The following is a 26330-nucleotide window of genomic DNA, read 5'->3' on the forward strand; positions in this document are numbered from 1 at the left end:
CGCTTGTAGGTTTAAGGAAGCGCAACCGCTTGGAGCAGTTCCTTCTCCGCCACGATGTACTGCATGGCAGCCGTTTGCGCCTGCCACAGAAATGCTTGGGACGGGTTCTTCTTGTATTCCTCAAGCGACGCCACGGCCGTATTCAAGGAATTGTTCATTTTGGGCAGCGCCTTCTTCCCGGCTTCGCCCAAACCGTCGCTGACCGCGGCAGCCGTCTGAGACCAGCTTTGATGCGTCGACTTGATCGATTGCAGCACTTTGTCGTCAAGCGCTTCCGGCTTGGCTTCGGCCGTGTGAGCGATCGTTTGTCCCGCAATGAGCTTCACAAGCTTATCCCCTTGCGCCATATAGTTGGAAAACATATCCACTTGCTTGCCGCTCCATTTGACTTTCGTCACCGCCGGCAAATCGAGTGTTTTGACGATCACCTCGATGTTTTTTTGCTGATAGGCTTGCGACAGCCCCAAGACTTCGTCCCGGGTTCCAGCCATTCCCACATAGACCGGGTGCTTGTCTCCCCCTTCTACCGCTCCCGCCAGCCCTTTCTTGCGAAAATCCGCGGCCGCGGCCTCCGCTCCCTGCGCGCTGCTGAATACTCCGCCTTGCAGAACGGCATATGATTTCGCCGGGATCTGCACCGGCACGCCGATTACAGAACCGCTCGCCGGAGCTGCCGAATCCGCACCGCCCGGTTTGGCCGCCATCGCTCCTGTGGAAATCATCCCTCCGGCCCCGGCTTCCTTCATCCCCTGCTGGGCCGTTGTCGTGCCGCCTGGAGACTTTGTTTTGCCGGAGTCCGTACCGCCCGAAAACATCGACAAGACCAAAAAGCCGAACGCGACACCCGTTATAACCGCACCGGCGACGGAAGCGGTAATACGAAGCCAAGAGCCGCTGCCCGGGGTTCTCCTGAAATAGGCCGATTCCTCCTGTGTATAAGGCTGGTGCGTTCGCTCCATGCCGCCGGTCGGATCCGGCCGCTCCACGTAACCCGTTTCCGGATCGAACGACCGGCCGCCGCCCGTTTCGCGAATCAATTGTTCCACGCGGTGCGTCTCGGTCTCAAAGGAGCTCTGCCAACCGCCAAAATCAGTCGTATATTCGTTAAGCGCAGGTCCGGTCCACATCGGTCCTCTTATTTTTCGGCTCTCAACCGGCGGCTTGTCCGGCTTGTCCGGCTCCTCATGGCTTTCGTCAGCCCGCTGCTCCACGACGGTATATTCTTCCGATCGAAGGGGGATAACCTGCGGCACACTCCCCGTTTCCTGCCGTTCATGCCGCTGCCCGTCCTTGTGGAAACGAAACGTCATCTTGGTCTTGTTCATTGCGCCAACTCTCCCTTGTCCATATTCGTATTACTAGACTATGAGAATCGGTCCGCAAATAGAACGGTCGCACGCAAAAAACCCCCGGCTTCGCCGCTCAAAAAGAACGGCGTTCCGGAGGTTTTTCGTTTCATACTGCTAAGCCAAGCGTTCCGTCAATGCCTCGGCAAGGCCGGCCGCCGCTTTCCATATGTCTCCCGCGCCCATCGTAATTACCAAATCTCCGGGGCGCACCGACTTCAGCAAATAGGTCTGCACCTGCTCCTTGGTCGGGACATAGCGCACGTTGGCGTTGCTGTTCTGACGAATCAGCTCGACGAGCTTCGCGGAATCGATGCCTTCGATCTGCTTCTCGCCCGCCGGTGAATAGATGTCGGTAATGATCACTTCGTCCGCCTCGGGAAACGCGCGGCTGAATTGCTCAAACAAAAAGTACGTCCGCGTGTAGCGCTGAGGCTGAAATACGGCGACAATCCGTTTGCCGGTCGCCTTGGCCGCTTGAATCGTCGCTTCGATTTCGGTCGGATGGTGCGCGTAATCGTCGATCACCAGAATATCGTCGACTTCTCCGAGCACCTGAAAACGCCGCTTGGCTCCCCGAAACTCGGTAATCGCTTCCGCGATCCGGTCGAAGGATAGCCCCGCTTCCATGCAAGTAATCAGCGTAGCGAGCGCATTGTAGACGTTATGCTTGCCCGGTACGGACAGATGAATCGTTCCGAGCGCCTCGGCGCCGCGCATGACATCGAAGGATACTTTACGGTCGCCAAGAACGATGTTCCGAGCCGTAAAATCGGCTTCCGCTTCGATCGCATACGTGAGGACCTCGCTATTTACGCTGGAGATCATCTCTTTCAAGTATTGGTCGTCCAAGCATACGACGGCCTTGCCGTCCTCTTTCACTTGGCTCAAAAACTGCGCATAGGCTTTTTTCAAATTTTCAAAATTGCCGTCGTAGTTTTCCAGATGATCCGCTTCAATATTATTTACCAACGCAATGGCAGGCTGGTACTGCAAAAACGAACCGTCGCTCTCGTCCGCTTCCGCGACGACCCAATCGCCCTTGCCCGCCTTGGCGTTGCTTCCCACGTTCATAATTTCCCCGCCGATGATGAAGGTCGGGTCCGAGCCGCAGCGGTCAAGTACGAGCGCGATCATCGACGACGTGGTCGTTTTTCCGTGCGCGCCCGCAACCGCGATGCCTTTTTTGGCGTTCATCAGTCTCGCCAGCATTTGCGAACGGTGCAGTATCGGAATGTTCAGTTCCTCCGCCGCCACCATTTCGACATTATCCTTGGCCAAAGCCGTGGAATATACGACGACGTCCGCGCCTTTCACATTTTGCGCCTCATGCCCGATGAACACTTGCGCCCCTTTGGCCGCAAGCTTCTCCGTCAGCTCCTGCTGCGCCAAATCGGATCCCGAAACTTGGTAGCCCATTTCCAGCATCACCTTGGCAATGGCACTCATGCCGTACCCGCCGATGCCGATAAAATGGATATGCTCCGATGTATTCACGCCTGCGTTCACCAGCCTTTTTCAGAATCGGATTGATGCTTGATCCAGGAACGGACGTCCCCTATTAAATATAACGTGCCGGAGACGACAGCCAGGTCGTCCTGTGCCGTCATACGTTTAAGCCGCTCCAGCCCCGTCTTCCAATCGGGTTCCACGATCACTTCCACGTCGTGCCTCCCGCACTCCGCCAGAAGCGACTTGGCCAGTCCGGCCAGATCTTCGGCAGCGGCCTTTTTCAGCCAATTCGGCTCGGTTAGGATAAGCGTATCCACTATTGGTAGTATATGCCTCAAATAGCCCGTATGATTCTTGTTCGTCAGCATTCCCATCATAAAATGGAGCCTATTATACGAATACGTTCCCTTCAAGGCAGCGGCAAGCGACTCGGCCCCCTCGGGATTGTGCGCGCCATCGATCAGAATGCGCGGTCCCTGCGATACCAACTCCAGCCGCCCCGGCCAATGCGCCGCTTTCATCGCACGAAGCAAATCCTCGTCTTCCACGATCAGCGCATAATATTGCCGCAGCACCTCAAGCGTCATTAACGCCACCGCCGCGTTTTTCAACTGGTGAGGTCCGTTCATGGAGATAGCAGCGTCTGGAATGTCCCGGAACGTACCGGTAAACCGAAACGTCTGCTCGTTTTCCTTGGACGAGATCGTTTCATAACGGAACTCCCGGCCCAGCAAATAAAGCGTGCTGTTCTTGGCCTTCGCCGCTTCCTCGACGACCCGGACGACCTCCGGCTGCTCCACGGCGCTTACGACCGGGACGCCAGCCTTAATAATGGCCGCTTTCTCGGCCGCGATTTTTTCCAGCGTATCGCCGAGAAAATCCATATGGTCATGACCGATATTCGTAATGACGGAGACAAGCGGCGTCACGATATTCGTCGAATCCAACCGTCCGCCGAGCCCCGTTTCCCAGACGACAAAGTCGGGATATGCGGTGCGAGCAAAATACTCGATCGCGACCACGGTCGAGATCTCGAACATCGACGGCTGCCCAAACTCCTCCGCAACCTGATCGACGAGCGGCTTGATTTTATTGATCACCTTCAGCAGGTCTTCGTCCGGGATATTGACCCCGTTGAGCCGAATGCGCTCGTTGTAGCTTTCAATGTACGGAGAAGTAAATGTTCCCACGTCATAGCCGCATGTGCGAATCACTTCGGTCAAATAGGCGCAAACCGATCCCTTGCCGTTCGTACCGGCGACATGAATAAACTTAAGACGCCGGTGAGGATGGTCGAGCAGCTCCATGAGCCGCTCCATCCGCTCCAGTCCAGGCTTGATTCCCGCCAGAGGAATAAACCGGACAACCCAGTCGATCGCTTCCCGGGCCGTCCGGAACGGCCCTTCGTTAACGCTTAGCTGTGCTTCGCTCATGATGGCTCATCCTCTCAGTTCGGCCAGCCGGGCCGACACTTTATCCCGTTTGTCCGCATAATCGGCGAGCTTGGCTTTCTCCTCGTCGATGACTTTGGCCGGCGCTTTGGCAACGAAGCCTTGGTTGGCCAGCTTCTTCTCGATCCGGTCCACTTCGCCGTGCAGCGTAGTGAGCTCTTTTTCCAGACGCGCTATTTCCTGAGCAATGTCGATTAGCCCCGCAAGCGGCAAGAACAGCTCCGCCCCGGTCACGATGCCCGTCATCGCTTTTTCCGGTGTTACAAGCCCAAGCTCGATGGAAAGCGCAGACGTGTTGCTGAAACGCCGCACGTATTCTTCATTGCGCTTCAGAATTGCTAGTGCCTCTTCGCCGGCCGGCTTCACGAGCAGCTCGACCTTTTTGCTCATCGGCACGTTCACTTCCGCACGAATATTGCGCACCGTCCGGATGATATCCATCAGTAGCTCCATCTCGCGCACCGCGTCCGCCGCTTCAAAGCGCGCCTCGAAGGTCGGCCACGCCGCAAGCGTAATCGTCTCCCCTTCATGAGGCAGATGCTGCCAGATTTCTTCGCTGATAAACGGCATGAACGGGTGAATCAAGCGCTGCGTGCGGTCCAGCACGTAAGCCAGAACGGATTTCGTCGTTTTCTTCGCCGCTTCGTCGCTGCCGTACAAGGACAGCTTGCTGAATTCGATGTACCAGTCGCACAGATCGTCCCAAATGAAATTGTACAACAGACGTCCGGTTTCGCCGAATTCATACGCATCGATCAGTCGGGTCACTTCGCGGACGGTTTCGTTCAAGCGGTGCAAAATCCAACGGTCGGCCGTACCAAGCTCACCGCTTAGATCGATATCCGACGCTTTGAAATCGCCCAGATTCATCAGGACGAAACGCGACGCATTCCAAATTTTATTGGCAAAGTTGCGCGCCTGCTCGACTTTTTCCCAGCGGAAGCGAAGATCCTGCCCCGGCGTGGAGCCGGTGGAAATCATAAACCGCATGGCATCGGCGCCGTACTTTTCGATCACCTCAAGCGGATCGACGCCGTTGCCGAGCGACTTGGACATTTTGCGCCCTTCCGCATCGCGGACGAGCCCGTGAATCAGCACGTCTTTGAACGGAATTTGGTTCGTATACTCGAGCCCGCTGAAAATCATCCGCGCCACCCAGAAATAAATGATATCGTAACCCGTCACGAGCAGAGCGGTCGGGTAGTAACGCTTCAGATCTTCCGTTTGCTCCGGCCAGCCGAGCGTAGAGAACGGCCACAGCGCGGAGCTGAACCAGGTGTCCAGCACGTCGTTATCTTGGGACAGATGCGTGCCGCCGCAATGCGGACAAACGGAAGCATCCTCGCGGGAGACAATCATTTCGCCGCAATCGCCGCAGTACCAGGCCGGAATGCGGTGTCCCCACCACAGCTGACGGGAAATGCACCAGTCGCGAATATTTTCGATCCAATGCAAATAAATTTTCTCGAAGCGGTCCGGTACGAAGTTCGCGCCTTGGCCCGACTTCTGCGCTTCGATCGCGCGTTCGGCGAGCGGCTTCATTTTAACGAACCATTGCGTGGACAAATACGGCTCCACGACGGCGCCGCTGCGCTCGCTGTGTCCGACCTGATGCACGTGTTCCTCGATTTTGATCAGCACGCCGAGTTCCTTCATATCCGCCACAATCTGCTTACGGCAGTCGAAGCGGTCCATGCCTTGATACTTGCCGGCATTTTCGTTCATTTTGCCGGATTCGTCCATCACAAGCACCTGCGGAAGATCGTGGCGTCTGCCTACCTCGAAGTCGTTAGGGTCGTGCGCCGGAGTAATTTTTACCGCGCCGCTGCCGAAATCCTTCTCGACATATTCGTCGCCGACGATCGGAATTTCGCGGCCGATAATCGGAAGCACAAGCGTTTTACCGATCAGGTGCTTGTAGCGCTCATCCTCAGGATGGACCGCGACGGCCGTATCCCCGAGCATCGTTTCCGGACGAGTGGTCGCCACGACGATGAATTCCTCGCTGTCCTTCACCGGATATTTCAAATGATACAGCGCGCCCTGCACCTCTTTGTATTCGACTTCGATGTCGGAAAGCGCCGTGCGGGCGGCCGGGTCCCAGTTGATGATATATTTGCCGCGGTAAATCAGCCCTTTTTCGTACAAGCGGACGAATACTTCGCGCACCGCCTTGGACAGCCCTTCGTCCAGCGTGAAACGTTCGCGGGAATAGTCGAGCGAGAAGCCCATTTTGGCCCACTGCTCGCGGATCGTCTCTGCGTAATGCTCCTTCCACTCCCACACCTTTTCCAGAAACTTCTCACGGCCGAGATCGTACCGCGTCACGCCTTCCTCGCGGAGCTTTTGCTCCACCTTCGTCTGCGTCGCAATGCCCGCATGGTCGGAGCCGGGCAGCCACAGGGCGTCGTAGCCCTGCATCCGTTTGGTCCGCGCCATAATATCCTGGAGCGTAAAATCGAGCGCATGGCCGATATGCAGCATCCCGGTGACGTTCGGAGGCGGAATAACCATCGTATATGGCTTCGCATCCTGACGCTGACCCGCTTTAAAGTATTGTCCCTTAAGCCAGTAGTCGTACCACTTTTTCTCGGCTTCCTTCGGATCATAGGTTGTCGGCATAGCCGTTTCCGGCGCCGCTTGTTTGGTTTCTTCCATCACTGCAACCTCCAAGTGCACATAATTGTGATTTGTTTTGAGTTTTCAGCCTTACCGTACCATCGGAGAAATATCACCTGCAGGAGCGCGGCGATCTCCTTTGCATCCGAAACATTTCTATGCCGGAGAAACGGCGACAAACAAATAAAGCCTTCCGCCGCAAAGGACGAAAGGCTCTCGCTTCCGTGGTACCACCTTCATTCCGCCCGTGCTCCGAGAAGCTGGAGGCTTCCCTTCATCCGTGCGGCACTCGAACAGATAACGGCTGTAACCGGCCGAATCTAGAGCTTCCGCTTTCAATTCGACAACTCCGGGGCGACTTCGACAGGTACGTCCTGCGGAACCTTCCAGCTCTTGCCGGCTCCGCTCTCTGAAGGGTTCGCTGTCTACTATTCCCTTTCCGCGTTTTTGCTTGCATCTATGCGTACTATGATAAACAATAGTCAGGACAGAGTCAATACAAGTATAACCAAAAAACCCCCCGGCCAAGCCTGTTTTGGCTCGACCGAGGGAATTTTTGTAAAAACGGCTTCATTTCGGGATATACACGATCTGCCCTTCGGATACTTCATTATCTCCGAGGCGGTTGTAAAGCGCGATTTCGCGAGGGTTCAGATCGTAGCGCTTAGCGATGGATTCCAATGTCTCTTCCTTTTGCACGATGCACAGCCGGAGCCTTTTGAATCCTTGCTCTTCGCCTTTGGAAGTGAGCAGCAGGTTTTTCCATTCCACCTTCTCCGCCACAGACTCCGATTCTTCCCCAATCGTTTCTTCCGGATCGCGCTTTTCCTTTTGGGAAGAGCCGGGGTTAAACAAGTTGGATAGTCCGAACGATTTGTAAAGCGGTGCGGGCGCCGAAAGCGGCTCGGGCGTTTTTTTGCTGCCGACGCCTACCTTCAGATCTTTATCCGTCGCCGCGGTCGGGGCTTCTTGCGTTTTTTGCGCTTCCTGCGGCTTTAAAGTCTCCGGACCTTTCGACGGTTCTTGAACAGACAGCGGAGCTGGAGTTACATTCGACAAAGGCTGCGGTATATTCTGCTGCGCCTCTTGCTGTACGATCGGCGCAGGCTGCGGGATGTTCTGCTGAGCCTCTTGGTGCACATTCGGCGCAGGCTGCGGTACGTTCTGCTGGGCCGCCTGAAGCACATTGGGCGCAGGTTGCGGTGCGCTCTGCGCCTTCGGCCCCGCAGGCAGCTTGCTCGTCGGCTCCACCCTCTCGCTTCGCAGCTCCCAAGATTCCGTTTCAGCCGGAGCTTGGTCCGCCGAATCGAAAAAGCCGGAAACGTCCCCGAATGCCTCATCCGTCGTCGCCGCAGGAGTAACCGTATGTGGGTCACGGGCTTCGTGAACGAACACCACTTCGTTTTCCGTTTCCCGCCAAGCCTCTTGGTCCGCATCCGACACGAGCTCCAGACCGGCGAGCGACAGCACTCCCGTAATGTTCAAGCTGCGGGACGACAGCAGATCGATGTCAAAATTTTCGATTTCGACGGCGATATCCTCCATCCGCTGAACCCGGTTCATCGGCAGCGTAATCTCTACCGGGATCAGATGCTCCAACGTTTGATCGCTGCGGCCCAGCTCATCGATAAAGGTCCCGGTCAAAAACAGATTGCCGCGAAGCAGGGCTTGGTCCCCTTGTGGAATGACCTGAATATGGGGAACAAGCTCTACCCCCTCCAAGTCTTGAATGCCGATCGCCCCTTCGGACAAATGCACGCGCTCGTAAATGTCGAAGCGTAATCCGTTATGCTGCGTCGTCAATGTAAATCCTCCCTCCGTAATTCCTGCCTTTTCCACAGAATCCCGCATCGGCTCCGGCGAGTTCGAAATTCTGATATAACCATAAAAAGAAAGGATGGCCCTATGCCTTCGTCTCTACAATTTATATGGCTTCAGGGGAAGGAGCATGACTACTATTTTTTCAATCGCTCATTCAATGCAACAAAGTCCGGGGGCCACGGGGACTGCACTTCGATGCTTTCGCCGCTCCACGGATGGGGAAACGTCAGCCGCTCGCCGTGCAGCGCCTGTCTCTTCATGCCCTCGCTCCGTCCGCCGTACAGCGTGTCGCCGATCAACGGATGACCCAGATGGCTCAGATGAACGCGGATTTGATGCGTCCGTCCGGTTTCGAGCCGGAGCCGCACAAGCGTCGTGGAACGGTAAGACTCCACGACCTCGTAATGGGTAACGGCCCGTTCGCCCCCGGGAGAGACGCGCCGGCGCGTCGCGTGATGCCGGTCCCTGCCGATGGGCGCATCCACACGGCCTCGGTTCGGAGAGAGACGCCCGTGCACCAGAGCCACGTAGGTCCGCTCAACCTTTTTCTCCCGCATCGCTTCGTCCAATCGGACCTGCGCCCAGGGACACTTGGCCATCAGCACCGGACCGGTCGTATCTTCGTCAAGCCGGTGAATGTGCCGGGGCCGGCACGACTGCCCCGTCGACTCCAGATGCCAGCCGACCGCATGGAGCAGCGTTCCGCCCTCCGATTCCCCGGTCGGATGCACCTTCATCCCGGCCGACTTATCCGCCACGAGGCAAAAGTCGTCTTCGAACAATACTTCTATCCCCGTCCATTCCGGCATATATTGCAGCGATTCCTCGGGGAACAGCCGCAGCAAAATGCGGCGTCCCTGAATTTCGACGCCCGAGGCGCTCCAGAGCTTCTTCAGCGTCCGCTCGTCGATCGCATCCGGCAGAAGCGCCTTCACTTCCTCCAAAGTCGAAGGCTCGGCGTTCGCCGTCCATTCCAACCACTGGCCTTTGCGGCGCCATGCGGTCATGGCAGCCTCCACTTGGATTGGTCCGCTACGGATGCCGCCCACTTCTTCCGGCGTCCCCATTGCAGCCATGCCGTCAGAACGATTCCTGCAAACAAAATGAAAAACACGCCCGCCACAACGATCAATTCGAGCGTGGTACCGAATAGGCTGTACCGATTTAACATGAGCGCTTCCTCCAATGTATAGCTTATGGTCATTCTATCAATCCTTCACGGCGAACGCAAAGCGGTTACAATGCCAATTCCGCCTGATCTTACAATCTAGCGAAAGTTGTTAAATCTTCTTTTCATATGATAGAATAGCATAGGAAAAAAGCAAAAAAAATTCGACACGAAATGCCTTAATTTACGCATGGGAGAGGTTAAAACATTGAGCAGGGCTCTGCAAGCGATACGACATTGGAGTAGTTGGAAAAAGGTGCTTTTTTATTTCACGGTGTTGACTTTTTTAACGTCCAGCTTTTTATTTCTGACCCCGCCGGGAGGCCAGATCAGAGAGTGGCTAGCAGAAACGGTCATTACGACGCAGCACCGGAGCTGGGCATGGATTTTCGTCGGCGCGGAGCAGCGCGATTTGATGGTCAAGCGATTGCAGGACTTCAATGAGGAAGCTGCGCGCGAAAAGCAGGACAGCAGCTTGATCAAAATTCGCAATCATCAGGGCAAAGCCCGTTCGATCGACGAACTGATTAAGGTCGAAGATATTTCAGGAAAGTTTTGGCAAGGCAAAAAGATGTACGTCTATGATCCAAAGACGATTCGTGTCATGACGCCTCCCAAATCCGGCGAAGGCGAGAAAATCACCTCGATGGTCAAGCGTACAGGAGCCGTGGCCGGTGTCAATGGCGGCGGTTTCGACGATCCGGAAGGTCTCGGGAACGGATTTGCGGCGTTTGGCGCCATTATCTCCGGCGGCGAGGTCATTTATACGGATCAGGACGGCAGCATTCCGCAGCACATCGTCGGCTTTACGAAGGAAGGGATTCTCGTCGTCGGAAAATACAATATTTTCGAACTGCGCGAGATGGGCATCTCGGACGCCGTTTCGTTTCACCCGCGTCTGATCGCCAACGGCAAGCCGCTGATCACAAGCGGCGACGGCGGCTGGGGTCGCGGACCGCGAACGGCTGTCGGACAAAAAGCGGACGGCACCGTCATATTCATCGTTATCGACGGACGGCAGGCGCACAGCGTAGGCGCTACGCTTAAGGAAGTGCAGGACCTTCTGTTGGAGGAAGGCTGCATCAATGCAGGCAACCTGGACGGAGGCGCTTCGTCCGAGCTCGTTGTCGACGGGGAGCTGCTTACCAAGCCATCGAGCCGTTACGGCGAGCGCAGATTGCCTAACGCGTTTCTGGTCTACGACGATCCTACGTCGGTTAAAGCGGATCGCGTCTGGGACGGCATCGACAAAATCGATGCGGGCGGCTCTTACGACCACCCGGACTTCCTGCGCGAGCAGGCCGAAAAGCGGGCCAAGCAGCAGCAAAACCCGGCACCGCCTACAAAGACGGATACCGATAAGACGAAGACGAAAACCGATACAAAGCCGGAAACAAACAAGCCGGCGGGAAATAAAGCGGAAACGAACGAAACGGGCAAGACGGGTACGGAGAAAGGCGAGAGCGTGAAACCCGGCGGCAATGCAACCAAAGAGCCGGGTACTGAAAAGCCTGGTGTTCCCGGCACGGGAAATAATTCCGGTTCAAGTACGGGAGCAGCAGATCACGGCAAGTCGGACGGCGGCCAGGGCAATCCGCCGACGGGCGCGGGCAGCGGGTCGGTAACGCCGAACGGCGGCACTTCCGGCCAAGGAGGAACCGGCGGCAGCGGGGCTGCCGGCTCCGGTTCTTCCCAAGGCAGCGGTACGGCAGGAGGAGGCGGGAACGGTTCTACAGGAACCGCCCCGAACTCTTCCGCCGGAGCCCCGGCCCCGGGAACCGGAAGCGGCACACCGGCCAAGACGACCGAGAAACCGGCTGAGACGACAGCACCGGCTACAACGCCGACGCCACCCCCTCAGCAAAATCAAACGCCTAACCAATCGGCCTCAGGTACAACTGTACCGCCGGCCAAAACACCATGATCGTTTTACATAAATCTGTAGCAGCAAAACAAACGGACGGCACGTTCCCCTCCTTCAGGAGTGGACGTGCCGTCCGTTTTACATTATAGTTGCTTGAGCGCTTGGTAATGCGCCTCGATCGTCGCCTCGATATCGTCGTCGGAATGTGCTGCCGAAACGAACATGCCTTCGAACTGGGAAGGCGGAATGCTGACGCCGTAGTCGAGCAGCAAGCCAAAATACCGGTTGAACTTGTTCAAATCCGATTGTTTGGCGGTTTCGTAATTGGTCACCGGTTGGTCGGTAAAAAACGGGCAGACCATAGAGCCGATCCGGTTGATCGTGATCGGAACGCCCAGCTCCCGGGCATTTTGAAGCATTCCTGCTTCCAGACGGGCGGATTTACGCTCCAGTTCTTCATATACGCCCGGTGCTCCCAGCAGCTTAAGCGTCGCATACCCCGCAGCCATCGCCAGCGGGTTACCGGATAAAGTTCCAGCCTGATAAATCGGGCCTGACGGGGCAATCCGCTCCATGATCTCCCATTTGCCTCCGTATGCCCCAACCGGCAGCCCACCGCCGATAACTTTACCCAGACAGGTAAGATCCGGCGTAATGCCGAACCGCCCTTGCGCGCTGTTCAAGCCAACGCGAAAGCCGGTCATGACCTCGTCAAAGATCAGCAGACTACCGTAGGAAGACGTGACCTCCCGCAATCCTTCCAAGAAGCCCGGAAGCGGCGGCACAACGCCCATATTTCCGGCAACCGGCTCCACAATAACGGCGGCAATGTCTTCGCCGAAATGTTCAAAAGCCGTCCGTACCGAATCCAGATCGTTGTACGGCACTGTAATCGTGTTAGCCGCTACGCTTTCGGGTACGCCAGGGCTGTCCGGCAATCCAAGGGTGGCCACCCCAGACCCTGCTTTGATCAGCAGCGAGTCCGCATGGCCGTGGTAGCATCCTTCGAACTTCAGGATTTTACTTCTTCCGGTATAGCCGCGGGCAAGCCGGAGAGCGCTCATCGTCGCTTCCGTCCCGGAGCTGACCATCCGCACCAGCTCGATGGAAGGCATTCTTTCGATAACCAGCTTCGCCATCTCGGTTTCCAGTTCCGTTGGCGCGCCGAAGCTTGTACCAAGCTCTGCGGTCCGTTTGATCGCTTCGACGACCTCCGGGTGGGCATGTCCCATAATGAGCGGGCCCCATGACCCGATGTAATCGATAAATTCGTTGCCGTCGATATCGAAGACGTGCGAGCCGCTCCCTTTATGCATATACAGGGGAGTCAATCCAACCGATTTAAACGCGCGAACCGGACTGTTGACTCCGCCCGGAATCACTTGCTTCGCTTCCTCGAACGCCCGCTCCGAACGCGCATCGGAACGTTTTCGCTGATCGTTCATCCATTCCACTCCTAACCTATTTTGAGGATACCTGCAGCCCCTCCGTCATTTCCTTGGCCGCTTCCTTGCCTTGACGAATACAGTCCGGCAGTCCGACACCAAGAAACGCGCCTCCGGTGATCAGCACGCCTGGCATTTTGTCGGCCAGGCTCTGCCGTACTCCGCGAATAAGGTCCAGATGACCTACCGGATACTGCGGCATGGAATGCATCAGCTTCGTCATTTCCGTAAACAAAGGCTCTGCCGTAATCCCCATAACTTCCTTCAAGTCGTGCCTTACCGCGCGGATGATCTCATCCTCCGACATGTCCTGCCAACGTTCGTCGCCGGAACGCCCGATATAGCAGCGCATCAGCACTTTGCCACTCGGTGCGGTATGCAGCCACTTTTTGGACGTCCACGTACATGCGGTAATGAAACGCCCTTCCCGTCTAGGGACGAGGAAGCCCGAACCGTCGAGCTCGCGCCCAAGCTCTTTTTCGTCAAAAGCGAGAATCACGTTGGCAACCGACACGTACTCGATCCGGTCCAGCTCTTTGACCTCAGGGAACGACGAGCCGAGCAGCTTGGAGATGCCGTGAGCCGGCAGCGCTACGATAACCCCGTCCGCTTCCTCGACCGAACCGTCTTCGCGGATCACGCGGTACCCGTCGTCGGCCTGCTCGATCCGGGCCACTCCGCACTGCTTGACGAACCGCACGTTGTCGAGCGCATCAATTAAGCCGTGAACGATCGTTTCAAGCCCTTCCTTATAGGAAAGAAACATCGTATTGCGCGCCACCTCGGGAAGCGTACGGCTTTCTTCGCCGCCTGTCTTGCGGTTCTTCATCATCCCGAGGATCAAGCTGCGATGCTTCTGCTCAATTGCATGAAATTGCGGGAAGGTCGCCCGCAAGCTCAAATTGTACGTATTACCGGCATAAATGCCCGCCAGCAGCGGCTCGGCAATCTGACCGAGCACTTCTACGCCTAACCTGCGCTCCAGGAAATGCCCGAGCGATTCGTCTTCCGGCGACGTCCGTTTCGGCAGTACTAAATCCAACGCAGCCCTAAGTTTGCCGCTCAATGACAACAGTCCCGTACGCATGAACGGCCCCATTTGGGTCGGTATGCCCAGCATCAGGCCGGGAGGCATCCGATGAAGCTTGCCGCCGGACAAAATATACGTTTTTCGGGAGTCCGGGTTCATGCCGGTCAACTGATCCTCTAAGCCTAATTCGCGAGTCAGCTCGACCATCGGAAGCTTGCGGGCCAGAAACGAATCCGGCCCCTTCTCAATGACGAACCCGTCGCGCTTCAGCGTTTGAATTTTGCCGCCGAACGAATCGCCCTTTTCCATGATCGTTATTTTCAAGGGCGCCCCAGACTGCTCAGCGCTTTGTTTTAAATAAAAAGCGGCGCTCAAGCCCGTAATCCCGCCGCCAACGATAACCACATGTTTCGGACTTCGGTTCTCCTCCATCGTCTCAATCCCTCTCGGTCTGCGCGTAAACGACGTCGCTTAACGTTTCCATATACAGCGGATCGGTATTGAGCGAACGGGTGCGTTCCAGCCGCAGTCCGAGCTCCCGTGCCGTCTTCTGCGCTTCAATATCGAGATCGTACAGCACTTCCAGATGATCGGATACAAACCCGATCGGACAAATTAGCACACGCTCCGCCTGCTTCTCTTTTTTCGCGGTATGCAGGACGTCGAGAATATCGGGCCCAAGCCAAGGCACGCCAGTTTGTCCGGCGCTTTGCCATCCGAACTGCCAATGGGTAATGCCGCATCGCTCGGCTATCGCTTTGGACGTTTCCAATAGCTGATCGGGATACGGGTCTTTCATTTCAAGAATTTTTTCAGGCAGGCTGTGCGCCGTAAAAATCACTTTGACCGCGTCCTTCGCCACACCCTCGAACCGGTTCAAGCCTTCCTCCACCCGCTGCACAAGCGCTTCGATCAGCGCCGGATGAAGATGATAGCTTTTCACGAAACGCATCGAAAGCCCTAGTGAATCCGCCTTCTCTTGCGCGCGCTTGATGTAGCCGCCCACGCTCATGACTGAATAATGCGGCGCCAGCACGACGCCGACGGCTTCCGTTATCCCATCCTGCACCATCCGCTCCACGCCGTCCTCTATGAACGGAGACGCGTGCTTCAGCCCTTGATAGCATACGAACGTCGTGTCCGGGTATTTCTCGTTCAGCCGGGCTTCCAGTGCTTGCACCTGCTTATCCGTATTTTCCCGAAGCGGGAAAAAGCCTCCCACAATCGCTTCGTAGCGATCGGTCAAATCCTTGAGCTGCTCTGGAGTCGGAGGATTCCCGCGACGAATATGCGTATAATAAGCTTCCACTTGATCGAGGCTTTCCGGCGTTCCGTAAGACATGACCAGAACACCGATCCGTTTTTGCTGCGCAACGCTCATGCTATACACCGCTTTCCTGTTTCGTCCAGCCTTGCGCTTTCAGAGCTTGACGAGAATAGTCGTGAATGAAATCCGTCAGTTCTTTCAGCTTTTCCAACGAAGCTTCCGGGAACAGTCCGTGACCCAGATTGAAAATATAGCCCGGTTCCCGGATGCCCTCGTCAATAATCGCCTTAGCTTGCGCCTGAATGACGGACATCGGAGCGGTCAATACGTACGGATCGAGATTGCCCTGCACCGCATAGAACGAGCCCACTCTTCTGCGGCCCTCCGAGATCGACACGCGCCAATCGAGACCGATGACGTCGGCATCGATGCCTTGCAGATAAGGCAGCAATTCGCCGGAGCTGACACCCGGGAAATAAATTTTCGGCTGCTCCAGATGCTTCAGTTCCGCGAAAATACGGCGGATCGTCGGCAGAACGTACGTTTTGAAATCAACGGGGGACAACGCGCCGACCCAGCTGTCGAAAAGCTGCACTGCTTTCGCTCCTGCGGCAATCTGCGCTTTCAGATAAGCGATCACCATATCGCCAAGCTTATCCATCAGCTTGAACCATACCTCCGGCTCTCCGTACATTAATCCTTTCGTGCGGATATAGCTTTTGGACGGCCTTCCTTCGATCAGGTAGCTTGCGATCGTAAACGGCGCGCCGGCAAATGTAATCAGCGGCACCTTCAGCTCGGCCGCCAAAATCTCAATCGTCCGCAAAATATGCGGCAAATCCTGCTCCACCTGGATCGGCTTCAGCTTGTTCACATCCGCCGCCGAGCGGATCGGATTGTCGATGACCGGACCGACATTTTTGACGATATCAAAATCAATGCCGATGGAAGCGACCGGATTCATAATGTCCGAATATAAGATCGCCGCATCCACACCCAGCTTTTTGACCGGCATTAAAGTGACTTCCGCGGCCAGTTCCGGCTGCTTGCAAATTTCTAGCAGGCTGTATTTCTCTTTAATTTTCCGGTATTCGGGATCGTAACGGCCGGCTTGACGCATATACCATACGGGCAGCGTCTCGACAGACTGTTTCCGACAAGCTCGAATAAACGTATCGTTATAATTCATGATGCAACCTCTTTTCCGTAAACTCCCATAGTCTACTTCCCATTATGCCCTATTTGAAACCAGGTAACAACGTGTGTCAGGCTACAGTTTCCGACAAAAGTTTGACAGTGCCGCTATGCAAAAGACCGCTCCGCTCCGGGAGAAACGCCGGATAGCGGAACGGTCTTCTTCATCATTGCGTATCGTGGCCGCAGTTAGTTCCGGAGCCAGCGAGCGATATCTTTGGCAAAATAAGTAATGATCATGTCGGCGCCGGCCCGCTTAAATCCGGTCATCGTCTCCATAACGATCGATTTCTCGTCGACCCAGCCCTGCAGGGCGGCAGCTTTCACCAAGGAGTATTCCCCGCTCACATTATAGACCACGAGCGGCAGATTGAAATTTTCGCGGAGCGCGCGAACGACGTCCATATACGCCAGAGCCGGCTTGACCATCAGCATGTCTGCACCTTCGGCTACGTCGGATTCCGCTTCGCGCAGCGCTTCCCGGACGTTGGCCGGGTCCATTTGGTACGTTTTGCGGTCGCCGAACTGCGGCGTTGAATGTGCCGCTTCGCGGAACGGACCGTAGAACGACGAAGCGTACTTCACGGAGTACGACATGATCGGCACCTGCTCGTAGCCGGCTTCGTCAAGTCCTTGACGGATCGCGTAGACGAAGCCGTCCATCATGTTCGACGGCGCGATAATATCGGCGCCGGCTTCTGCCTGTGAAACCGCCGTTTTGACCAACAGGTCCAGCGACGCATCGTTCAGCACCTCAGCGCGGCCTTTCGCCTCGTCGTAATGAACGACGCCGCAATGGCCGTGGTCCATGAACTGGCATAGGCAAGTATCGGCAACAATAAGCAGCTCCGGAGCCCATGTTTTGATTAAGCGCGACGCTTGTTGAACGACGCCGTTCGGATCGTAGGCCGAGCTGGCATGCGCGTCTTTCTCATGCGGCACGCCGAAGAGCACAATGGCCGGCAAGCCCAGCTCGACAATTTCGCGGATTTCCTCTTCAAGCCGGTCGAGCGAGAAGTGGTAGACGCCTGGCATCGAGCTGATTTCTTCTTTAATATTCGTTCCGTGCGTCACAAATATCGGATAGAGCAAGTCGTCCAGCGTAACGGTATGCTCCCTTACCAAATTCCGAAGCGCAGCCGAGTTCCGCAAACGCCGGTTTCGTACAAGTGGAAAACTCATGGTTTACTCCTCCTTCTCGTATAAGCACTGAACCAGGGAAGCAACGGTCGCTTCCTTGGCCAAATAATCGACCTGAAGTCCCGCTTCCTGCGCGGTGCCCGCCGTTCTCGGACCGATACAAGCGATTTTGCACCCTTGCAGCAGCTTGAGTGGTTCCGTCTCGCCCAGCTCCTGAAGCGCACGCAGCAGATTCGTAACCGTCGAGGAACTGGTAAAAGTAACGATGTGCAGCATGTTTTGCTTCAGCAGCTCGATAATCTCAGAGCCGCCCTCGGTATCTAGTACCGTTTCGTAGATGTCGATTTTGGCTACGTTCAAACCGCGCTCCCGCAATTGTTCGGGCAAGTACGCCCTGGCGATATCCGCCGTCGCAAGCAGCACGTTCTGTCCCGGATGCAGCTCGGGAGCGATGGCGTCCAGTAAAGCGTCCCCGTCGAATTCCGAAGGGACGACCTCCGCCAGCAATCCGCACTGCGCTAAAGCAGCCGCTGTCTTCGGACCGACCGCCGCCAAGCGGGCATTCCCTAGTGCCCGAATGTCGAGCCGAAGCTCTCGAAGCCGCTCCATAAAAAATTCGACGCCGTTCGCGCTCGTGAACAGGACCCAATCGAATGTAGAAAGGCGCTTCAACGCTTCGTCCCGCGCCGCTTGCGCTTCTGGACGGGATGGCGGCCGGGTGCGTATAACCGGAAACTCGACGGCTTCCCCGCCAAGCTCGTCGATTTGCGAGGACAGCTCACTCGCCTGACTGCGCGCCCGGGTAACCAGAATACGCCGGCCGAACAAAGGCTTGGTTTCGAACCAGGCCAGCTTGTCGCGCAGCTTGACCACTTCGCCGACAATGGTGACGGCCGGGGATTGGAAGCCTGCGGCTTTTACCTTGTCGACAATATCCGTTAACGTACCCGTTAGCGTCTCCTGCTCCATCCAAGTGCCCCACCGGATCAGGGCGACCGGCGTTTGCGGCGATTTCCCTCCGCGGATCAGCTCCGTGGTGATCTGCTCCAGATTGGCGACACCCATCAAAAAGATCAACGTGCCGGAGGCTTGCGCCAAGTTATCCCAATTCACTTGGGAGTACGTTTTATTTTTATATTCATGACCGGTTACGATCGAAAAGGACGAAGTAAAATCGCGGTGCGTCACCGGGATGCCTGCATAAGCGGGGACGGCGATCGCGGACGTGATGCCGGGTACGATCTCGAAGCGGATTCCGTGCTCCGTGAGCAGCTCCGCTTCTTCACCTACGCGCCCGAATACGCTCGGATCTCCGCCCTTGAGCCGTGTCACCGTTTTTCCTTGCAGCGCCAAATCGACGAGCAGGCGGCTGATCTCTTCCTGCTTCATCATATGTTTATCCGGCAGTTTGCCGACAAAAATTTTCTCTGCCCCGGCCTTCATATGTTTGAGCAGACGGGGGCTGGCCAATCGGTCATAGACAACTACGTCGGCCCGCTGAATCGCTTCTAAGCCTCTCAGCGTAATCAGCTTCGGATCTCCCGGTCCGGCACCGACAAGATAAACGACACCCTTGTTCACAACCGCTTCTCCCCTATTCTTCAGCTAATGCAAGCAGTTCGGCAGCACCTTTCGCAATTAACGCTTCCGCCAGTTGCAGACCCAATTGCTGCGGGTCATTTCCGGTCATCGTCTCTTTCAGCACCCGCTTGCCGTCCGGCGATCCGACCATGCCGGTCAGTACAATCGACGGCCCGCTTTCTTCCGTCAAATGTGCGTGGGCGCCGATCGGCACTTGGCAGCCGCCGTTCAAACGGCCCAAGAAGCTGCGCTCCGCAGCAACGGCCACGGCCGTCGGTTCGTGCTTGTACTTGGATAACAGGTCGAGCACAAATTCGTTATCGCCGCGGCATTCGATGCATAATGCGCCTTGTCCGACTGCCGGCAGGCACAGCTCCGGCGGTAGGTAAGCGCTGATGCGGTCCTGCCAACCGATCCGGTGCAATCCGGCGGCGGCGAGCAGGATCGCATCGAAGCCTTCCGTTTCCAGCTTACGCAGCCGCGAGTCGATATTGCCGCGGATCGACTCAATATGTAAGTCGGGACGGTAATGCTGCAGCTGGGAAGCCCGGCGCAGGCTGCTGGTCCCGACCTTGGCGCCCTGAGGCAAGTCGTCGAGCCCGCGGCCGTCCCGCGTGATCAAGCAGTCGCGCGGATCTTCCCGCAGAGGAACGGCGCCAACCACAAGTCCCTCAGGTAGTTCGAAGGGCATATCCTTCATGCTGTGTACCGCGAGATCCAATTCGCCGTCGAGAAGTGCCTGCTCGATTTCCTTCACGAACAAGCCCTTTCCGCCGACTTTCGAAAGCGTGACGTCCAGAATCCGGTCGCCCTTGGTGACGATTTTTTTCAGCTCGAATTCGGCTTCGATGCCGTGCCGCTTGCAAAGCTCGCGCAGGTGATCGATCACCTGTCCGGTTTGCGTCAAAGCAAGCGCGCTTTGTCTGGTGCCTACTACGATGGTGCGCATGCGTGAAGTCAACCCCTTATCTTCTCCCTGCAAAGTCGGAAGTGCTATATTCGCTATGTACCGCTGTACTCAGTCATATCCCAATCGCTGCGCCTCTACACGCAACCAGTTGTCGATCATTTCCATGCCTTCCGGCGTCGGATCTTGCAGCACCCTGCGCGCCAGCTCGGCGCGCAGCTCCGCCGGATCCGCGCTGCCGCTTCGGAGCAGCGGCAGCAGCTCCCACTCCAGCATGCCGCGGAATAGCTCCTGCCGCTCGCCCGTTTCCGGGACGGCCTGCTGTACGATGCCGCGCAGCTCGTGGAGCAGCTCTACGTACGGCGCATACTCTTCGCCGAACGCTTCCTCCAGCCTGCGGCGCAGCGCCGCGGCTAGGCAAGGGCTTGCGCCTGCGGTGGACACCGCAAGCGTCAATCGTCCCCGCCGGACCGCAGCCGGGACGAGAAAACCGCCGCCGGCCCCGTCGTCGGCCGCGTTCGCGAACTTGCCGAGCGCCTCGGCCTCGGCGCAGACTTGCGCGTTCACCGACGCATCGTCGGTGGCCGCGAACACCAGCCGCGCCTCGGCCAGCGCGGGCAGGCCGGGCGCGTACCGCTCGCGCAGCGCGCGCACCGCGCCCAAGGCCGCCCACGCTTCCAGCTGCGGCGTAAAAACAGGGCTCACGACGGTGACGTGAGCCCCCGCCTCTAGGAGCGCGCGTGCCTTGCGCTCCGCCACCCGGCCGCCGCCGATAACGGCGCATGGCCGCCCTACAAGATCGAGCATAGCGGGATAGTAGGATTTGACGCCGGGGGACGGCCCCGGGAGCCTTCCTTCGCCAGCTTTCGTCATTTCCTACGCCCCCTTTAGGACCATTGGTGGAAGTTCGAATATTGATTAGCCAACAAAAAGTTAAGCAGCGTAATGACGAACGCGGCCAAATTCCACAACGCCAGCCGGTTGCCCGCCGCTTTCATCACCAACCGTTGAAACAAATAAAAAATATAAGCCAACAGCACGAACCAGGAATTCAGCACCTTCGGATCGAAAAACAGCATCAAATCGCCCTCAAGCGCGATCCAAACGATCCCAAGCGACAGCGTAAGCAGCAGAAGCGGAGCTCCGATGACTACGGAAACAAACGCGTAACGGTCCGTATTCTCCAAGCTCGGCAGCCGCAGCATTTGCTGCGACCACTGCTTCTCCTTCAGCTTGCGGTGCAGGAACAAGTACATGCCGGAAAAAATGGCGGATACGACGAATGCGACATAGCCGGAAATCGCGAACGTAATATGAATGAACAGCAGCTCATCATTAATGTTCCAATGCGCCAAGGTTGGCGCCAGCCCCGGCCGGCTGAAGACGTTAAGCGCAAACGTCGCGAATCCGAACACGTTTACCAAAAACACAAACAGCTCGATCCGGAAAAAGCGGTTCACGATCAGCGAGACAGTCACAAGCAGCCAGGATAAAATAAAAAGCGTTTCGAACATGGAAAACGCCGACAGCTTGCCGTGCGTGACCAAGCTGTAGATTAAGTAGGCGGTTTGCAGCACCCATACAAAAGAAAGCAACCCTGTCCCCATCCGCTTTGCACTTCGGTTCGGACCGACAAAGTCCGAGAAGTAAAACAGGAGGCTCAGGGCATAAATATATAAAATGACATCGTACAACCAGGTTTGAGTGACCATGCTGTTCCTTTCCGGTCAAGCTTTGGCCAGAACGTCAAGCGCTTCGGCAGGCGCCGCGACTCGCACTTTGGATAGCAGTTCTTCCTTGATCCGATCCTGCGCCGCCTCCGCCTCCTGCTTCCGTACCGCCTGCTCCACCCGTTTTTGCTCAGCCAAAGGCTCTTCCAAAGCAAAAATTTTCGTGAACATGTCCAGCGCGTCATCCCCGTGACGCTCGGCAGCCATTTCTTTAATGCGGACAATGGGATCGCGCAGCATCTGATTGACGATGCTTTTCGTTAATTTGCGAATGACCTTCAATTCGTGTTCGTCCAAATCCGGCAGCTTCTTCATCAAGCTGTCCATCGTTTCCTCGTGAATCGTGGCCGCTTTGGTCTGCAGCGCTTGAATAACCGGGCTGACGCCAAGCGTTTTCGTCCACTGCTCGAAGGCCACCATTTCCTCGCGGATCATTTTCTCAATCTGCACCGCGGCTTTACGCCTCTCTTCCAAATGAGAGTTTACGAGCGATTGAAGATTGTCGATATCATATAAAAAGACGTTCGGCATCTCGCCAAGCCGCGGATCGAGGTCTCTCGGAACCGCGATATCGATCATGAACAGCGGTCGCGAACGGCGCCGCTGCAAAATACAGGATACCTGCTCGGCCGTCAGTACATAACCGGTGGCTCCAGTAGAGCTGATCACGATGTCGGCTTCTTCCAGGTGCGCCATCAGCCGGTCCATCGTGCTCGCCACGCCCCGGAACTTATCCGCCAGCTCTTGCGCCCGGCTGAGCGTCCGGTTCACGACGATCACTTTGTCAGCTCCGTTTGCGTACAGGTGCTTAACGGTCAACTCGCTCATTTTGCCCGCGCCGATAATCAGCACTTTTTTATGCGCGTAGCTGCCGAAAATACGTTTGCCCAGCTCCACTGCTGCATAGCTGACAGACACCGGATTTTCCCCGATGCCGGTCTCGAAATGGGCCCGTTTGGCCATCGTTACGGCTTGCTTGAACAACGTGTTGAACAAAACGCCGGTCGTCTTCTCGCGCTGAGCCAGCAGGAACGCGTCCCGAACCTGCCCCAAAATTTGCGTCTCGCCGATGACCATGGAGTCGAGGCCGCTCGTTACGCGGAACAAATGCTCGATCGCCTTCTCGTTCTCGTAAACGTACAAATGTTCCTGAAACTCTCCGCGCGGCACACCGAACCATTTCTCGATAAATCCCCGCAAATAATGGGCACAGGGCTGGCGGTCGACCGCCACGTACAATTCCGTCCGGTTGCAGGTGCCCACGACGACGCACTCCATGACGCTCTTCGTTTCCTTGAGCTCCTTGAGTGCCAGCGGCAAATCCCCTTCGGCGAATGTAAATTTTTCTCTGATGGACACCGGTGCTGTGCGATAATTTAAACCCGCCACGACGATATGCATCTGGTTCACCTGCCTCCTCCTCGTAAAGTCAATTTATTATATCACACCATGCGGAACAAGTCCGAGTTTTTGCGACAATAATTTTGAAAGTTTTATTACAGGGAGGGGTTTCCATCCCCCTAAATCCCCCTCAGGGTTTTGCGGAGCAAAACCGGCATCGGAAGCAACAGGGACCCCAGGGGGCTTGCCCCCTGGACCCCCGAGCTTCGATGCGCAGTTGGCGGAGAGATCGCTTTTCCTCCTTGTGTTAACCGGCCCTCTCTCCCTACGGAGAGGGGGCCGGTTAACGCAAGGATACGCTTAACGGCGTGCGGGAACGGGTAAAGAACGTGGGAGGCGCAGAGACGCGCTTGAGAGCTGCTATGGTGCAAGGATCGCGTCTGTTCAGGAGAGGCCGGCTTCCCCTAGGAAGCTGCCGTCTCCTGAACACGCTTCACTGCGATGAACTCGACTCCCACACTCTTCGGTGGGAGCGAGCAGCATTCTTTACAACCTATTACCAGCATTAGCCCACTAATAAGCCCATACCGTCACAATACCCCGAGAACACCTTTCATTCCCTAGCTTTCCCCAACATCCTATCACGCCCGACTCAAGCAGGCTGTGATTGAAATCACGCTCGCCTTACCTATGCGTCTGCCAACATTTTACCTCTCCTGTCAGCAGCTTCCCTCCCCTACCTTGCCTACCATTCCGCTCTGCCCTGCCTGAGGCTGCCAGTTTTAGTTTCCTCCGAAACGGGCGGGACTATACGACTACGGCGATTATTGCAGCAGCTTTTTGCGCAGGAGGTCGGCGATCGCTTTGTCGGATTTCATCAAACGGTCGCTCTGCGAACCGACAATGTCAGCGCCGCTCGACATCAGCTTGGCGTAAGCCTCGTACAGGTCGGCGTACAGTTTCGAAACGTCTCCGAGGGTTTGGGCCTCTTCCGCGCGCAGAGGGCGGGAGCCGCCGACCTGGAGGCGCAGCAAATATTGCATGAGCTGGGCGAGCGAATCGAGCTTCGCCAAGCCGGTTTCGCCGTAGGCGAGCGCCAGATGATCGTGCGCGAACGAAGCCGAGTAAACGGCTTGACGGAGCGCACTCAGCGAGTCGGTATCCTTAAGCTTGCCGGTTTCCTGCAAGTAGCTGCCAAGCAGCTCCATTTGAAAGAGGGATACTTGATACAGCAGCTTCTCCGCTTTTTCGGGCGGTGCCTTATGGCCGATCAGCTCTGCGATTTGCAAAACGGGCCAGATGATCAGCACAGCTACGATCAGGTACATGAACAGCTTTTTTCTGAATCTTTTCAACCCGGGTCCCCCTCCTCTGCCTGCGGCGGACGGACGCCGCAGGAACCAAGCTCTCTTTGAGAGTGTATGGGCCCGGGACAAAAGAAATAACCACGGAATCGTCCGTGGTTATTGTATATGCGCTTGTAATTATTTTACCAATTCAGCTTGCTTCAATGCCGGTGTTTCCACTTGCAGTTCACCCATACCGCGAACCAGTTTTTTCGCGTGAGACACTTCCGGCTTCAGCACGGACAGCATGTGCTCGATCGCGAGTTGAGGGTCTACAGTCTCGCCGCAAGTATAGCAGTCAAGGGCAGCAAATCCTCTCTCAGGATACGTATGAATGGAGAGATGACTTTCCGACAACATGACCAGAACGGTTGCCCCTTGGGGCTCAAATTGTTTGGATTGTACCGACAAAACGGTTGCTCCACATACCTCAGCAGCTTCTACCATTTGCGCTTGTAACCATTCAGCATTGTTGAGAAGTTCAAAATCTACTCCCCAAGTGTCTACAGCTACGTGTCTTCCGAAAGTTGAATATTCCATCTTCCGGTTCCCCCTTCCTAGGAATAAAATGTTTTGAAAATTTCATCCGCTAGGACCTACGTCATTCACTTCCCGAGGGAATAATCTCTCGCAACATTACATGTCCTGAGTGAATCCTGGTTCCTATTTTGTTTTCAACGAAGATAAAAATAACATCTATTGAACAGAAATGCAACCCTTTTTTTTGCACAGGCCATATTTACCTGCCGGAGGGTGGCACACAACAATAAATTATGCCTGAAGCCCGCCCGGGGTGTGAGCCACGAAGCCCCGGATAAGCCCAACTTTTCCGTTTTTTTCTTGTCACTTCTTCCCCAAGGTAAATATACCCTCCGATGCATAAAAATACAAAAAAACTCTTCCCGGCCCTTTTTACGGGCGATCAGGAAGAGCTTTTTCCGCTATGATCGAGAAGTCTAGATAATATATGTTAAGCTTCGAGTACGAACAAGCGATGGGTAAGTTTGTGCAAACGCCCGTCGATATGCTCGCGGATGGCGGCTTCTTGCATCTCGTTTCTCATGTCGAGCAGATGATTCACTTGGGCTTTGAGCATTTGGATTTCCTGCTCCACTTCATTCTTATGGAACAACTGCTCCAATTGCCCGACGGTGTCCCGATATTCGTAAATCACTTTTTCCGCGGCGCCCTTTTGCTCGGTAATTCGGATAACTGCGCCTTGCTTGTACGTATAGACCATCGTGTATGCTGCATAAATGCGATGCACGATCGCGTCGCCTTTAAATTCGGCTACGGCTTTGCGCATCAGGTTGACCAAATTTTTGTTGCGGATGCGGCATGTTCCCCGGCATACATACAAGTTCATTTCACGTTCGAACGACAGCACGATTTCTTCGCCGGCGTCGTCCGGCAATACCACCTCTTGATTTCCGTTTTCGAGTACTTTGACTTGCAGAGAGGCTCCGTGATCGACAAACATCCGAATGAACTTGGCCATCTCGGCTTCCGTAAGCTGCAGGCAGGTTTTGACGTATTCGGTCGCTAACCTAATTGCCATAAAAATCCCTCGATTCATTTTTTTCAAACCATGTGTCTGTGAGCCTGATTCTATTGTCTATATACATTAT

Annotated in this window: 21 protein-coding genes and 1 other annotated feature; of the genes, 1 reads left to right on the forward strand and 20 read right to left on the reverse strand. The window is 55.9% G+C overall.

Going from position 1 to position 26330, the window contains the following annotated elements:
- Nucleotides 1-11: 11 nt before the first annotated feature.
- From ET33_RS29625 to ET33_RS39065, 7 genes are all read right to left on the reverse strand, one after another.
- Nucleotides 12-1325, reverse strand: a complete 1314-nt coding sequence (locus ET33_RS29625) for a hypothetical protein (RefSeq protein ID WP_036690609.1) — start codon at nucleotides 1323-1325, stop codon at nucleotides 12-14.
- Nucleotides 1326-1463: 138 nt separating this feature from the next.
- The gene (murC, locus tag ET33_RS29630) at nucleotides 1464-2843 is read right to left on the reverse strand and encodes a UDP-N-acetylmuramate--L-alanine ligase (RefSeq protein ID WP_036690926.1); all 1380 of its coding nucleotides are present in this window, start codon (nucleotides 2841-2843) and stop codon (nucleotides 1464-1466) included.
- Between the two features lie 8 nt (nucleotides 2844-2851).
- The gene (locus ET33_RS29635) at nucleotides 2852-4231 is read right to left on the reverse strand and encodes a bifunctional folylpolyglutamate synthase/dihydrofolate synthase (RefSeq protein WP_036690611.1); all 1380 of its coding nucleotides are present in this window, start codon (nucleotides 4229-4231) and stop codon (nucleotides 2852-2854) included.
- 6 nt (nucleotides 4232-4237) lie between these two features.
- A complete protein-coding gene (locus ET33_RS29640) occupies nucleotides 4238-6907 on the reverse strand; it encodes a valine--tRNA ligase (protein ID WP_036690616.1) in 2670 nt (889 codons plus the stop codon).
- A gap of 159 nt (nucleotides 6908-7066) precedes the next feature.
- Nucleotides 7067-7319 (reverse strand) — a binding site (T-box leader).
- Nucleotides 7320-7438: 119 nt separating this feature from the next.
- Nucleotides 7439-8671: a LysM peptidoglycan-binding domain-containing protein gene (locus ET33_RS29645; protein ID WP_036690618.1), complete on the reverse strand. Its 1233-nt coding sequence runs from the start codon at nucleotides 8669-8671 to the stop codon at nucleotides 7439-7441.
- A gap of 152 nt (nucleotides 8672-8823) precedes the next feature.
- Entirely contained in the window at nucleotides 8824-9696 is an 873-nt protein-coding gene (locus ET33_RS29650; protein ID WP_036690620.1) for an RluA family pseudouridine synthase, read from the reverse strand.
- A complete protein-coding gene (locus ET33_RS39065) occupies nucleotides 9693-9860 on the reverse strand; it encodes a hypothetical protein (protein ID WP_161783578.1) in 168 nt (55 codons plus the stop codon). Before ET33_RS39065 ends, ET33_RS29650 begins: the two co-directional genes overlap by 4 nt.
- A gap of 205 nt (nucleotides 9861-10065) precedes the next feature.
- On the opposite strand from ET33_RS39065, the gene ET33_RS29660 reads away from it, so the two are divergent.
- Nucleotides 10066-11781: a phosphodiester glycosidase family protein gene (locus ET33_RS29660; protein WP_235206852.1), complete on the forward strand. Its 1716-nt coding sequence runs from the start codon at nucleotides 10066-10068 to the stop codon at nucleotides 11779-11781.
- Between the two features lie 83 nt (nucleotides 11782-11864).
- Here the strand turns inward: ET33_RS29660 and hemL are convergent, their stop codons facing one another.
- The 13 genes from hemL to ET33_RS29725 all read right to left on the reverse strand — a co-directional run bounded on the left by hemL (nucleotide 11865) and on the right by ET33_RS29725 (nucleotide 26260).
- On the reverse strand, nucleotides 11865-13166 hold the full coding sequence (hemL, locus tag ET33_RS29665) for a glutamate-1-semialdehyde 2,1-aminomutase (protein WP_036690622.1): 1302 nt from the start codon (nucleotides 13164-13166) through the stop codon (nucleotides 11865-11867).
- A gap of 16 nt (nucleotides 13167-13182) precedes the next feature.
- Nucleotides 13183-14628 carry a protoporphyrinogen oxidase gene (gene hemG, locus ET33_RS29670; RefSeq protein ID WP_036690623.1) on the reverse strand — a complete coding sequence of 482 codons (1446 nt, stop codon included), beginning with the start codon at nucleotides 14626-14628 and terminating at the stop codon, nucleotides 13183-13185.
- Between the two features lie 4 nt (nucleotides 14629-14632).
- A complete protein-coding gene (gene hemH / locus ET33_RS29675; RefSeq protein WP_036690625.1) occupies nucleotides 14633-15577 on the reverse strand; it encodes a ferrochelatase in 945 nt (314 codons plus the stop codon).
- Between the two features lies 1 nt (nucleotide 15578).
- Complete coding sequence (gene hemE / locus ET33_RS29680; protein WP_036690626.1) at nucleotides 15579-16652, reverse strand: uroporphyrinogen decarboxylase; 1074 nt, start codon at nucleotides 16650-16652, stop codon at nucleotides 15579-15581.
- 194 nt (nucleotides 16653-16846) lie between these two features.
- On the reverse strand, nucleotides 16847-17839 hold the full coding sequence (gene hemB / locus ET33_RS29685) for a porphobilinogen synthase (RefSeq protein WP_036690628.1): 993 nt from the start codon (nucleotides 17837-17839) through the stop codon (nucleotides 16847-16849).
- A gap of 3 nt (nucleotides 17840-17842) precedes the next feature.
- On the reverse strand, nucleotides 17843-19378 hold the full coding sequence (cobA, locus tag ET33_RS29690) for a uroporphyrinogen-III C-methyltransferase (protein WP_036690630.1): 1536 nt from the start codon (nucleotides 19376-19378) through the stop codon (nucleotides 17843-17845).
- Between the two features lie 13 nt (nucleotides 19379-19391).
- Complete coding sequence (gene hemC, locus ET33_RS29695; RefSeq protein ID WP_036690632.1) at nucleotides 19392-20327, reverse strand: hydroxymethylbilane synthase; 936 nt, start codon at nucleotides 20325-20327, stop codon at nucleotides 19392-19394.
- A gap of 69 nt (nucleotides 20328-20396) precedes the next feature.
- The gene (locus tag ET33_RS29700; protein WP_051775803.1) at nucleotides 20397-21158 is read right to left on the reverse strand and encodes a precorrin-2 dehydrogenase/sirohydrochlorin ferrochelatase family protein; all 762 of its coding nucleotides are present in this window, start codon (nucleotides 21156-21158) and stop codon (nucleotides 20397-20399) included.
- Nucleotides 21159-21172: 14 nt separating this feature from the next.
- Entirely contained in the window at nucleotides 21173-21997 is an 825-nt protein-coding gene (gene ccsA, locus ET33_RS29705) for a cytochrome c biogenesis protein CcsA (protein ID WP_036690635.1), read from the reverse strand.
- A gap of 15 nt (nucleotides 21998-22012) precedes the next feature.
- Entirely contained in the window at nucleotides 22013-23416 is a 1404-nt protein-coding gene (gene hemA, locus ET33_RS29710; RefSeq protein WP_036690638.1) for a glutamyl-tRNA reductase, read from the reverse strand.
- A gap of 764 nt (nucleotides 23417-24180) precedes the next feature.
- The gene (locus tag ET33_RS29715; protein WP_036690641.1) at nucleotides 24181-24711 is read right to left on the reverse strand and encodes a hypothetical protein; all 531 of its coding nucleotides are present in this window, start codon (nucleotides 24709-24711) and stop codon (nucleotides 24181-24183) included.
- A 129-nt stretch (nucleotides 24712-24840) separates the two neighbouring features.
- Nucleotides 24841-25242, reverse strand: coding sequence for an adenosylmethionine decarboxylase (speD, locus tag ET33_RS29720; protein ID WP_010494003.1), 402 nt, complete (start codon nucleotides 25240-25242; stop codon nucleotides 24841-24843).
- Between the two features lie 430 nt (nucleotides 25243-25672).
- Complete coding sequence (locus ET33_RS29725) at nucleotides 25673-26260, reverse strand: hypothetical protein (RefSeq protein ID WP_036690645.1); 588 nt, start codon at nucleotides 26258-26260, stop codon at nucleotides 25673-25675.
- Between the last annotated feature and the right edge of the window lie 70 nt (nucleotides 26261-26330).

The sequence above is a fragment of the Paenibacillus tyrphae genome, from assembly GCF_000722545.1.
Classification (GTDB): Bacteria; Bacillota; Bacilli; order Paenibacillales; family NBRC-103111; genus Paenibacillus_G; species Paenibacillus_G tyrfis.

Coding starts and splice junctions, on each gene's coding strand:
- ET33_RS29725 (WP_036690645.1), bottom strand. CDS start 26,260: ATGGCAATTAGGTTAGCGACCGAATACGTCAAAACCTGCCTGCAGCTT.
- hemB (WP_036690628.1), bottom strand. CDS start 17,839: ATGAGTTTTCCACTTGTACGAAACCGGCGTTTGCGGAACTCGGCTGCG.
- ccsA (WP_036690635.1), bottom strand. CDS start 21,997: ATGGTCACTCAAACCTGGTTGTACGATGTCATTTTATATATTTATGCC.
- hemE (WP_036690626.1), bottom strand. CDS start 16,652: ATGAATTATAACGATACGTTTATTCGAGCTTGTCGGAAACAGTCTGTC.
- ET33_RS29640 (WP_036690616.1), bottom strand. CDS start 6,907: ATGGAAGAAACCAAACAAGCGGCGCCGGAAACGGCTATGCCGACAACC.
- ET33_RS29635 (WP_036690611.1), bottom strand. CDS start 4,231: ATGAGCGAAGCACAGCTAAGCGTTAACGAAGGGCCGTTCCGGACGGCC.
- ET33_RS29700 (WP_051775803.1), bottom strand. CDS start 21,158: ATGACGAAAGCTGGCGAAGGAAGGCTCCCGGGGCCGTCCCCCGGCGTC.
- ET33_RS39065 (WP_161783578.1), bottom strand. CDS start 9,860: ATGTTAAATCGGTACAGCCTATTCGGTACCACGCTCGAATTGATCGTT.
- hemH (WP_036690625.1), bottom strand. CDS start 15,577: ATGAGCGTTGCGCAGCAAAAACGGATCGGTGTTCTGGTCATGTCTTAC.
- ET33_RS29625 (WP_036690609.1), bottom strand. CDS start 1,325: ATGAACAAGACCAAGATGACGTTTCGTTTCCACAAGGACGGGCAGCGG.
- hemG (WP_036690623.1), bottom strand. CDS start 14,628: ATGGAGGAGAACCGAAGTCCGAAACATGTGGTTATCGTTGGCGGCGGG.
- hemA (WP_036690638.1), bottom strand. CDS start 23,416: ATGCATATCGTCGTGGCGGGTTTAAATTATCGCACAGCACCGGTGTCC.
- speD (WP_010494003.1), bottom strand. CDS start 25,242: ATGGAATATTCAACTTTCGGAAGACACGTAGCTGTAGACACTTGGGGA.
- ET33_RS29650 (WP_036690620.1), bottom strand. CDS start 9,696: ATGACCGCATGGCGCCGCAAAGGCCAGTGGTTGGAATGGACGGCGAAC.
- hemC (WP_036690632.1), bottom strand. CDS start 20,327: ATGCGCACCATCGTAGTAGGCACCAGACAAAGCGCGCTTGCTTTGACG.
- hemL (WP_036690622.1), bottom strand. CDS start 13,166: ATGAACGATCAGCGAAAACGTTCCGATGCGCGTTCGGAGCGGGCGTTC.